This is a genomic window from Acinetobacter sp. YH16038 (genome assembly GCF_013417275.1).
Taxonomy (GTDB): Bacteria; Pseudomonadota; Gammaproteobacteria; order Pseudomonadales; family Moraxellaceae; genus Acinetobacter.
On record NZ_VPEG01000032.1, the window covers coordinates 22,163 to 32,599 of the forward strand.

The 10,437-nt window shown below is 44.5% G+C and carries 9 protein-coding genes; 6 read left to right on the forward strand and 3 right to left on the reverse strand.

Annotated features, from left to right (window positions below; all coding sequences use genetic code 11):
• The first annotated feature begins 18 nt into the window (after nt 1-18).
• Nucleotides 19-1,194 (forward strand): acetyl-CoA C-acyltransferase, encoded by a 1,176-nt coding sequence (locus tag FTV34_RS13355; protein ID WP_180012177.1) that lies wholly within the window; start codon nt 19-21, stop codon nt 1,192-1,194.
• 186 nt (nt 1,195-1,380) lie between these two features.
• Complete coding sequence (locus FTV34_RS13360; RefSeq protein ID WP_179993197.1) at nt 1,381-1,836, forward strand: VOC family protein; 456 nt, start codon at nt 1,381-1,383, stop codon at nt 1,834-1,836.
• Nucleotides 1,837-1,888: 52 nt separating this feature from the next.
• Here FTV34_RS13360 and FTV34_RS13365 read toward each other — a convergent pair whose 3' ends face one another.
• From FTV34_RS13365 to FTV34_RS13375, 3 genes are all read right to left on the reverse strand, one after another.
• The gene (locus tag FTV34_RS13365; RefSeq protein WP_180012179.1) at nt 1,889-2,374 is read right to left on the reverse strand and encodes a DUF934 domain-containing protein; all 486 of its coding nucleotides are present in this window, start codon (nt 2,372-2,374) and stop codon (nt 1,889-1,891) included.
• Nucleotides 2,367-4,010 (reverse strand): nitrite/sulfite reductase, encoded by a 1,644-nt coding sequence (locus FTV34_RS13370; protein WP_180012181.1) that lies wholly within the window; start codon nt 4,008-4,010, stop codon nt 2,367-2,369. The genes FTV34_RS13365 and FTV34_RS13370 overlap by 8 nt, the downstream gene beginning before the upstream one ends.
• 226 nt (nt 4,011-4,236) lie before the next feature.
• Complete coding sequence (locus FTV34_RS13375) at nt 4,237-5,361, reverse strand: CaiB/BaiF CoA-transferase family protein (RefSeq protein ID WP_180012183.1); 1,125 nt, start codon at nt 5,359-5,361, stop codon at nt 4,237-4,239.
• A gap of 213 nt (nt 5,362-5,574) precedes the next feature.
• On the opposite strand from FTV34_RS13375, the gene FTV34_RS13380 reads away from it, so the two are divergent.
• The 4 genes from FTV34_RS13380 to FTV34_RS13395 all read left to right on the forward strand — a co-directional run.
• Nucleotides 5,575-6,585, forward strand: a complete 1,011-nt coding sequence (locus tag FTV34_RS13380) for an AraC family transcriptional regulator (RefSeq protein WP_180012185.1) — start codon at nt 5,575-5,577, stop codon at nt 6,583-6,585.
• Nucleotides 6,586-6,808: 223 nt separating this feature from the next.
• Entirely contained in the window at nt 6,809-8,014 is a 1,206-nt protein-coding gene (locus FTV34_RS13385; RefSeq protein WP_180048167.1) for an acetyl-CoA C-acetyltransferase, read from the forward strand.
• Nucleotides 8,015-8,024: 10 nt separating this feature from the next.
• The gene (locus FTV34_RS13390) at nt 8,025-10,157 is read left to right on the forward strand and encodes a 3-hydroxyacyl-CoA dehydrogenase NAD-binding domain-containing protein (RefSeq protein ID WP_180070507.1); all 2,133 of its coding nucleotides are present in this window, start codon (nt 8,025-8,027) and stop codon (nt 10,155-10,157) included.
• Between the two features lie 128 nt (nt 10,158-10,285).
• Nucleotides 10,286-10,437: DUF4372 domain-containing protein (locus FTV34_RS13395; RefSeq protein ID WP_141214591.1), on the forward strand; the 152-nt coding region annotated here is incomplete at its 3' end.

Below are 10,437 nucleotides of genomic sequence, written 5' to 3' on the forward strand. Positions count from 1 at the left end.
TTATAGGGAGATATAACAATGACTGACATCGTAATTGTCAATGGCGCACGTACAGCGATGGGCGGCTTTCAAGGCAGCTTGGCTAGCGTTACTGCACCTGAACTGGGTGCTGTCACCATCAAAGAAGCGATTGCTCGTTCAGGCTTGCAGCCAACCGATATTGAAGAAGTCATTATGGGTTGTGTACTCCCGGCAGGTTTAAAACAAGGTCCTGCTCGTCAAGCGATGCGTAAAGCGGGTCTGCCTGATTCTACAGGTGCCGTCACCATCAACAAATTATGTGGTTCAGGCATGAAAGCAGTTATGCAAGCGGCAGATATGATTAAGGCAGGTTCTGCAACTTATGTGGTTGCAGGTGGGATGGAATCCATGACCAATGCGCCATATGTATTGCCAAAAGCGCGTGGCGGTTTCCGTATGGGTCATGGTGAAATCAAGGACCATATGTTCCTGGATGGCCTGGAAGATGCCGAAACTGGTCGCCTGATGGGCTCATTTGCTCAAGATATGGCGAATACAAAAGGCTATACCCGTGAACAGATGGATGAGTTTGCGATCCGTTCACTGAAACGTGCTCAAACTGCAGTCAATGAAGGTTACTTCGCTGATGAAATCGTGCCAGTCACTGTTTCCACCCGTAAAGGTGATGTCGTAGTTGATAAGGACGAACAACCTTTCAATGCCAATATTGATAAGATTCCAACTCTTCGTCCTGCTTTTGCAAAAGACGGGACAATTACGGCAGCAAATGCCAGCTCAATTTCAGATGGTGCCTCTGCCCTTGTTCTGACTTCAAGCGACAATGCAGCAGCTAAAGGTTTAGCGCCTTTGGCTAAAATCATTGCTTATGCTTCAAACTCCCAGCATCCATCTGAATTCACGATTGCGCCAGTGGGTGCGATTCAGAAAGTTCTGGATAAAACTGGCTGGAAAGCTGAGGAAGTTGACCTTTGGGAAATCAATGAAGCGTTTGCTATGGTCACCATGTGCCCAATGGATGAGTTCAAGCTTGATCCTGAAAAAGTCAACATCAATGGTGGTGCATGTGCGCTCGGTCACCCGGTTGGTTCTACAGGTTCACGTATTATCCTGACCTTGATTCATGCATTGAAACGTACAGGCGGTAAACATGGTATCGCTGCGCTATGTATTGGCGGTGGTGAAGCAACTGCGGTCGCAATCGAACTGATCTAATTCTTTTATAATCAATTCGTAGAGAGGGCTTTTATAGCCCTCTTTTTATTTTATAAATATTTCATTTTTTTATTATCTATCCATAAAGTAAATTCTTTTAATTACATTTTCATAAAGCTTCTTTATCAATCAGATTCAATTCAGGGCGTAAATTAAAGGGATTCAGAATAAGAAAAGGAATCCTGCATGCGACTTAATCACTATCTCAATTTCCAGGGTGAAACCGAAGCTGCCTTTACCTTTTATCGTTCGGTATTTGGTGGCGAATTTTCCAGTCTAACCCGTTATGGAGATACGCCTGGACAGCAAGGAATTGATTTATCAGATGAAGAAAAAAATCTGATTTTGCATATCTCACTTCCAATTAATGAATACACAGAGCTCATGGGCTCTGATATCAATGACAAACTCTGTACTGAAAATACACCAGCATTTAGTAAGGGTACTAATCACTATATTGCGATTATTTTAAGTGCCAATGAACAGGATGAAGCCAAACGACTCTATGAAGCTTTATCGGTGAATGGTCAAATCGAAATGCCTTTAGAAAAAACCTTTTGGGGTGCGCTTTATAGTGCCTTTACGGATCAATTCGGAGTGCAATGGATGATTAACTGCCTACTTGAAGAACGTGCACCCTAAGATTTAAATATAAAAAAGCCTCCAGATGGAGGCTTTTTTAGTTGAAGGTGAATTAAGCCCCAGTTTGATAATTCGGCGTCGGTACTGCTGTAGAAGCTTGGTAAGGATTGGTAAAATCACCCAAACCTGCAGCGGCTTCCTGAATATCTTTACCTTCTTTAATGACAAAAGTATCGAAACCAGAACGCTTCATGTAGTTCAAGACATCTTTGAACACATCACCAGTCGCACGCAGCTCACCCTGGAAACCTTGACGGCGAAGCAATGCAGCAAATGAATAACCACGGCCATCATTAAAACCTGCAAACTCAATAAAAATAGCATCAAGTTGGTCTAGTGGGAATTCATTGGTTTCAGGTGAAGCATCAACCGTTAAGTACAATGCTTTTTTACCAGAAATATTGGCAATCTGGTCTAACTGCTCTACAGTCAGAACCACATCACCCTGTGGCAATACACCCTCTTCATCAATTAACTGGTAAGTGTTATCTGCAATTGTGCCATCTTTAGAGAGCACTTGTAGTGCGGTATTAAGCATATGCGCGCTCCTTGAATGGTTGAATGCCGACACGACGATAAGTATCGATAAACTCTTCACCGTCCTGACGCAAGTCAAGATAAGTATTCAGAATTTCTTCTACGATATCCGGCACCACTTCTGCAGCAAATGATGGCCCAAGAATGTCACCAATAGAGGCATCATGATCCGCATTACCACCTAAAGTGATCTGATAGAATTCAGCGCCTTTTTTATCTACACCCAGTATTCCGATGTTACCTACATGGTGATGACCACAGGCATTCATACAACCTGAAATGTTCAGGTCCAGTTTACCCAAGTTGTAAATGGTATCCAGATCATCAAAACGGCGTGAAATCGCTTCAGAAATTGGAATGGATTTAGCATTTGCTAATGAACAGAAGTCACCGCCTGGGCAGCAGATAATATCAGTCAAGAAACCGATATGTGCACGTGCCAGGTTATGCTGATCCAGCGTCTGCCACAATTCGAACAGGTCTTTTTGTGGTACATCTACCAGCGCAATATTTTGCTCGTGAGTCGTACGCAGTTCACCGAAGGTGTACTTGTCTGCAAGATCTGCAATCAGGTTCATTTCCTCAGTGGTCACATCACCCGGTGCAATGCCTGCACGTTTCAGTGAAATCGTGACAATACGATAACCTTTCACTTTATGGGCATTGGTATTGATGTTGAACCATTGCTTAAACTTCGGATACTGAGCAAACAGCTCTGTGAAGTCTTCATCTGCATAATCCTGGTAATCAAATGGAGTAAAGTTTTCATCCATTCTCGCCAGCGTTTCAGCATCAATCTTCAACGTTTTAACAGTATGTGCAAATTCGGCTTCAACTTTCTCAGCAAAGACTTCAGGCGTCAGAGCTTTTACCAAGATTTTGATACGCGCCTTATATTTGTTGTCGCGACGGCCGTGCAGGTTATAGACACGTAGTACTGCTTCAAGATAAGCAATCAGGTCTTCACGTGGTAGGAAGTCACGAATAAAACTACCAATTACTGGCGTACGGCCCAAGCCACCACCGACTTTAATTTTATAACCGATTTCTCCAGCTTCATTTTTTACGATATAGACACCGATATCGTGGAATGAAGTTGCTGCACGGTCAATCTCTTCCAGCGAAGATACCGCAATCTTGAACTTACGTGGCAGGAAAGCAAATTCCGGGTGGAAAGTTGACCATTGACGGATCAATTCACAGGTCGGACGTGGATCTGCAATTTCACCTGCCACCACACCTGCATACTGGTCAGTGGTAGTATTACGGATACAGTTCCCTGAAGTCTGGATCGCATGCATTTGCACGGTTGCCAGTTCAGCCAGCATATCAGGCACGTTTTCTAGTGCAGGCCAGTTAAACTGGATATTCTGACGGGTTGAAACGTGTGCATAGCCACGATCATACTCTTTCGCCAGATCAGCCACTTTACGAAGTTGTTTAGAATTCATCAGGCCATAAGGTACCGCAATACGCAACATAGGCGCATAACGTTGTACATAAAGACCATTTTGAAGGCGGAGCGGACGGTATTCATCTTCCGTCAATTTGCCCGCTAAATAACGTTCCGTCTGGTCACGGAACTGTGCAACACGTTCATTAATCAGTTGCTGATCGAAATCAGTATATAAATACATGGCGTACAGCTAGTAGTTTCTATTATATCGTCGGCAAGGATAACGACATTGAATCTATCAATAAAATGCTTTTTATACATATTTCATAGCGATTTTATTGATAAGCCTAGCAAACTTTCAATGATATAAAGCTTTAGATCAGCTTCTTCTGATTTTTAACGTGAATGATTTATTTTTTAAATCTTTAGCAGTTTTTTTCATAAACCAAAATGAGAAAGTCGCTCAATTACCACTCTTTGGTTTCGCCTAAAGCCTGACCAATAAATTGATATCGCATAGTTGATCTTGAAAACTTGATCGGGCAAGCCAGTTGAGCTTCGGTTTGCTCCCGCTGATCAGCTTTAACTGGCACCTGCACCACCCATTCACGTTGCTGCGCCAGCTCAGAATGCAGGGCTTCATCAAGCTTCAATACAGGTTCAACACAGAAATCTGCCTGAGAAAATAAGGCTTGCCAGTGAGATAGAGGTTGGACAATGATTTTATCGCGAATCGCCTGTTTCACTAAAGCATGATCTTCAGGTGCAAAAGAAGCACCTTTTTCCAGAAGAATCGGCAAATCCAGCAATTGTGCCAGACCTTGCATGAATTGAGGCTCCAGACTGCCTATTGATAGATAGCGATTATCCTGAGTTTGATAATAGTCATAAAAGGTACCACCATTTAAGTAACCTGATTCTATCTGCTGATGCTGATTACCCGCCAGACTAGCAGAAGCTGCCATATTATTTAATGTCGCCGCGCAATCGGTCATGGAAATATCAATATATTGTCCCTGACCACTGCTCTGCCGCTCAATCACCGCTGCCAGAATGGCAACCAGTGCATGCATAGAACCGCCCGCGACATCAGCAATCTGGATTCCCATTGCCGGTGGGCCGCTTTCAATCCGGCCACTATGTCCAGCAATCCCAGATAAAGCCAAATAGTTAATGTCATGCCCTGCCCGATCTTTATATAGACCCGTTTGGCCATAACCGGTAATCGAGCAATAAATTAAGCGTGGGTTGAGCGCACTGAGCGTTGGATAATCCAGACCAAGCCGTTGCATCACACCTGGACGAAATTGTTCTACAATAATGTCATAATCTGCAATTCGGGATTTAATCTGTTCAATATGTTCGGGATTCTTTAAATCCAGTGCGACAGAATGTTTGTTTCGGTTCAGATAATTATGCATTGTGGCCTGTCCATGTGCAAAAGGTGGCATTAAACGCACCAGATCAGGACGTGTGGGTGATTCAATATGCACAACTTCTGCACCCATGTCTGCAAGATATAATGTGGCAAATGGACCGGGCAATAATGTAGAAAAATCTAATATTTTCAAACCTTTTAATGCATATGACATTGGAGTTATTACTCTATTTATATCGCTTTTTGTCTCATCATAAGAACATAAATGTCCAAAAACAATGTCATGTTCAGCCATTTACCTTGATAGTTTCGGCAATTTAACATGTAAGAAAATGGTAATTGGATTCTTGTAAATTGCCATTGATTTTTTATTTTTTGTCATTTAGGTCAAATATTAGTGAACATTAAAGAGACTGAAGGATTAAACATGAGTCGTGATACGATCAGTATCCATTTCGTCAATGCAGCCTTATACGGCGTTAAGCGCCTGGGCATGGATGTCGATACTTTATTGTCTCACGTTGGGATTGAAGCCGAGCTTCTGCATCAGCCGAAGGCCCGTATTTCGCCTGAACAATATACCCGTTTTATCAAGATGCTCTGGATGGTGACCCAGGACGAACATGTCGGCTTTGACAAACAGCCGCGTCGTCTGGGCACTTTCGCGATCATGTGTCAGCTGATTATCCATGCCAAAACGCTGGGCGATGCACTCGAGCTTTCTTCTCAATTCTACAAACTCTTTGGTGATGACTGGTCTGTAACCCTGGAACGTGACAAGCATGAAGCGCGCCTGGTTCCCCTGATCCCAAATTCGATGGATCCGGAACACTTTATTACTGAAAGTATGTTGATGATCTGGCATGGTCTGGCATCGTGGTTAATTGAACGTCGTCTGCCGCTGGAACGTGTACATTTCAGCTACCCTCGCCCTGAGCATGCAGATGAATACGATGCGCTGTTCTTTGCACCTGTGATGCAATTCGATATGCCGCGTACTGAAATTACCTTTGCAGCGGATTATCTGGATTTGCCAATTCGCCAGAATGAAGAAACGCTGGAAGAATTCCTGAAAGCAGCACCTGCTCAACTTCTAGTTAAATTTAAAAATACCAACTCGCTGACTTCGCGGATCCGGGATGTATTGAAGAGCCAGATCGGTGAAGAAATGCCGACCTTGAATGATGTCGCATCAATGCTCTACCTTTCTCCACAAACCTTGCGTCGCCGTCTGGCTGCTGAAGGCAAGAGCTATCAGGGCGTGAAAGATGCACTGCGCCGTGATGCCGCAATTCACTTATTGCTTAATCCGGATCTGACTCTGGAAGATGTTGCACAACAGGTCGGCTTTAGTGAAACCAGTACTTTCCACCGTGCTTTCAAAAAATGGACAGGGGTAACACCAGGCCTATACCGTCAGTTACACGGTTACCATTAAAAACCTTGCTCTAAAAATGTATACTTGAAAAGTATCGTTTATTAAGCGCTACAAGCCCCTAGCCCAAGCTCCAGACTTGGGCTTTTTTATACCCGCTTTTTATTCATCAAGACTGACCAAATTGCTCAAATGATCTGGTCCGTTCTCGTCATTGCACTTCAAGATTTAATCATTACACTCGAAGCATTAGAACAATTTCAGTAAAGCAAGAAAAGGATATTGTATGAGCGAGGCCTATATTATTGATGCCATTCGCACGCCACGCGGAAAGGGAAAAAAAGACGGATCATTACATGAAGTTAAACCAATTAGTTTACTGACTACGCTCTTAAATGAACTGAAAGAACGCCATAACCTGGATACATCTCAGGTGGATGATATTGTGCTGGGCTGTGTGACTCCAATCGGTGATCAGGGTGCAGACATTGCCAAAACTGCTGCAATTGCCGCAGGTTGGGACAATGATGTGGCTGGCGTTCAGATCAACCGTTTCTGTGCTTCGGGTCTGGAAGCTGTAAATCTGGCAGCACAAAAAGTTCGTTCAGGCTGGGAAGATCTGGTCGTTGCGGGTGGTGTTGAATCCATGTCTCGCGTTCCGATGGGTTCTGATGGCGGCCCGTGGGCATTAGATCCTGAAACCAATATGGCTTGCGATTTTATTCCACAAGGCATAGGGGCTGACCTGATCGCGACCATTGATGGTTATAGTCGTGCAGATGTAGATCAATTCGCCGAGCAATCACAAAAGAAAGCGGCAGCAGCCCAAGCGAATGGTTATTTTGATAAATCTATTATTCCAGTGAAAGATAAAGCTGGCGTCGTGATTCTAGACAAAGATGAATTCATTAAACCGACAACAACTGTAGAAGGCTTAAGTGCATTAAAGCCAAGTTTTGCAACGATGGGCCAGATGGGCTTTGATGCTATCGCCCTACAGAAATATCCGGAAGTAGGCTCTGTAAACCATGTCCACCATGCAGGTAATTCTTCAGGCATCGTAGATGGTGCAGCAGTCGTATTACTTGCCTCCGAACAGGCAGTGCAACAGCAAAATCTCAAGCCACGCGCCAAAGTACTGGCAACAGCGCTAGTTGGTGCCGATCCAACCATTATGCTGACCGGCCCTGCCCCGGCTGCACGTAAGGCTTTAGCCAAAGCTGGACTCACCATTGATGACATCGATCTGTTTGAAGTCAATGAAGCTTTCGCTGCTGTGGTGATGCGCTTTATCAATGAAATGAAAGTTGATCCTGCCAAAGTCAATGTTAATGGTGGTGCCATTGCCATGGGACATCCACTTGGTGCGACCGGTGCCATGATTCTAGGCACTTTACTGGATGAACTGGAACATCAAGGTAAGAAACGTGGACTGGCCACCCTGTGTGTAGGTGGTGGCATGGGCATCGCAACCATTATTGAGTTGGTATAAGGGGATCAGCATGAGCGCAATTCAATATCAAAAAACTGAAGATCATATTGTCATTCTGACCTTTGATTCTCCGAACCAGTCCGCCAATACCATGAATGCCGACTTTCGTACGGCTCTGGAAGAAGTCGTTGCCCAGTTACAGGCTGATGAACAGATTGCCGGAATTATTTTCCGATCAGCTAAAAAAACGTTCTTTGCTGGCGGTGATCTGGATGAGTTAATTCAGGCGACGCCTGAACATGCCACGGAATTCTTCAATATGATTGAAGACATGAAAGCCAAACTGCGTTATATAGAAACGCGTGGCATTCCAGTAGTGGCAGCTTTAAATGGCACCGCACTCGGTGGTGGCTGGGAAATCGCTTTATGTGCCCATCATCGTATTGCGCTGAATGATGCCAAAACCAAGTTTGGTTTGCCTGAAGTCACTTTAGGCTTGCTGCCAGGCGGTGGTGGTATTGTCCGTATGGTTCGTCTGCTAGGCCTGCAAAATGCCTTACCTTTGCTGACGGAAGGCAAACAGTTCAGTGTAGAAAAAGCCAAGTCTTTGGGACTGGTACATGACACCGCTGAATCGCTAGATGAATTACTTGAAAAATCTGTAGCCTGGATTAAACAACATCCGCACTCCCAACAGCCTTTTGATGTAAAAGGTTACAAAATTCCGGGAGGCTCTCCTTCTTCGCCTGCCGTCGCACAGATGCTTGCCATTGCTCCTGCGATGCTGCGTGATAAAACCAAGGGCTGCTATCCAGCTCCTGAAGCCATTTTATCCGCTGCGGTTGAAGGCGCTCAGGTTGATGTTGATACTGCATTGAGAATTGAGTCGCGTTATTTCACCTATCTCGCCACTGGCCAGATTTCCAAGAACATGATCGGTACGTTCTGGCATGGCATGAATGCCATCAAGTCGGGTGCCAGCCGTCCTAAAGACTTTGCGCCATGGAAAGCTACTAAAGTAGGTATTTTGGGCGCAGGCATGATGGGTGCAGGTATTGCCTATGTCACTGCCAGCAAAGGCATTCAGGTGGTACTGAAAGATATTTCGGTCGAAGCTGCGGAAAAAGGCAAAGCGTATAGCCAGAAATTACTGGATAAAAAAGTGGCTCAAGGCCGCTTAACAGCCGAAAAACGTGACCAGATTTCAGCTCTGATCCATGCTACTGCGAGCATGGCAGATTTAGCAGGTTGTGACCTGATTATTGAAGCAGTATTTGAAAATCAGGAACTCAAAGCCAAAGTTACTCAGGAAGCAGAGCAATATTTATCAGCCAACGGTGTAATGGCATCCAATACCTCAACTCTACCCATCAGTGACCTAGCTCAAGCCTCTCAGAATCAGGCAAATTTTATCGGTCTGCATTTCTTTAGCCCAGTCGACAAAATGCAACTGGTCGAGATCATTAAGGGGAAAAATACTTCAGCAGAAACACTGGCCAAGGCATTTGACTATGTGCAGCAAATTGGCAAGCTACCGATTGTAGTGAATGACAGCCGTGGCTTCTTTACTAGCCGTGTCTTTGGCACCTTTGTACAGGAAGGATTACGTTTGCTTGCCGAAGGTGTGCATCCAGCTCGTATTGAAATGGCTGCGCTGAAAGCCGGTATGCCAGTCGGACCACTTGCTATTCAGGATGAAGTCTCTCTGACGCTTTCTGAGCATGTAGCTGCAGAAAGCCGTAAGGCTCTGGCTACACAAGGCAAAGAACGTCCAAGCACCGATGCGGATGCCGTGATTCAAACCATGATTCATGAGTTTAACCGTAAAGGCAAAGCTGCTGGTGCAGGTTTTTATGACTATCCTGAAGGGGGCAAAAAGCAGCTATGGTCTGGCTTGGAGCATTGGTATAAAGAAGTGGATATTTCTGAACAGGAAATGATAGACCGCTTCCTGTTTGTTCAAGCCCTCGATACTGTGCGCTGTCTGGAAGAAGGTGTGCTGGAGTCAGTGGTCGATGCGAATATCGGGTCAATCTTTGGAATTGGTTTTGCCGCCTGGACGGGAGGTGCTGTGCAGTTCTTGAACCAGTATGGTTTAACCAAAGCCTTGAATCGTGCTGAAATCTTGGAACGTAAATATGGCGAACGTTTCAAAGCGCCACAGTTACTCAAACAGAAAGTTGCTGAAGGCCAGCGTTTTTAAAACATGAGTCTAAAAAGAGGAGCTTAGCTCCCATTGCTGTCCCATAGTTTGCTTTAAATAAAAAAACCTGAGTCCTAACAGTTAAAATATGAGTGCAAACAAACACTTTAACGACCAGGATTCAGGTTTTGTCCCATCAGAATACCGTATTTCATGAGCTAATTAAACCTGTTGTGCGACAGGATTTTGAACAACTTGCTAAAGTACACCATGTTGGACAGAAATTTAGAGCGGCTTCCCGGTGGGATCAGTTTATTGCCATATTAATGTCTCAATTCTC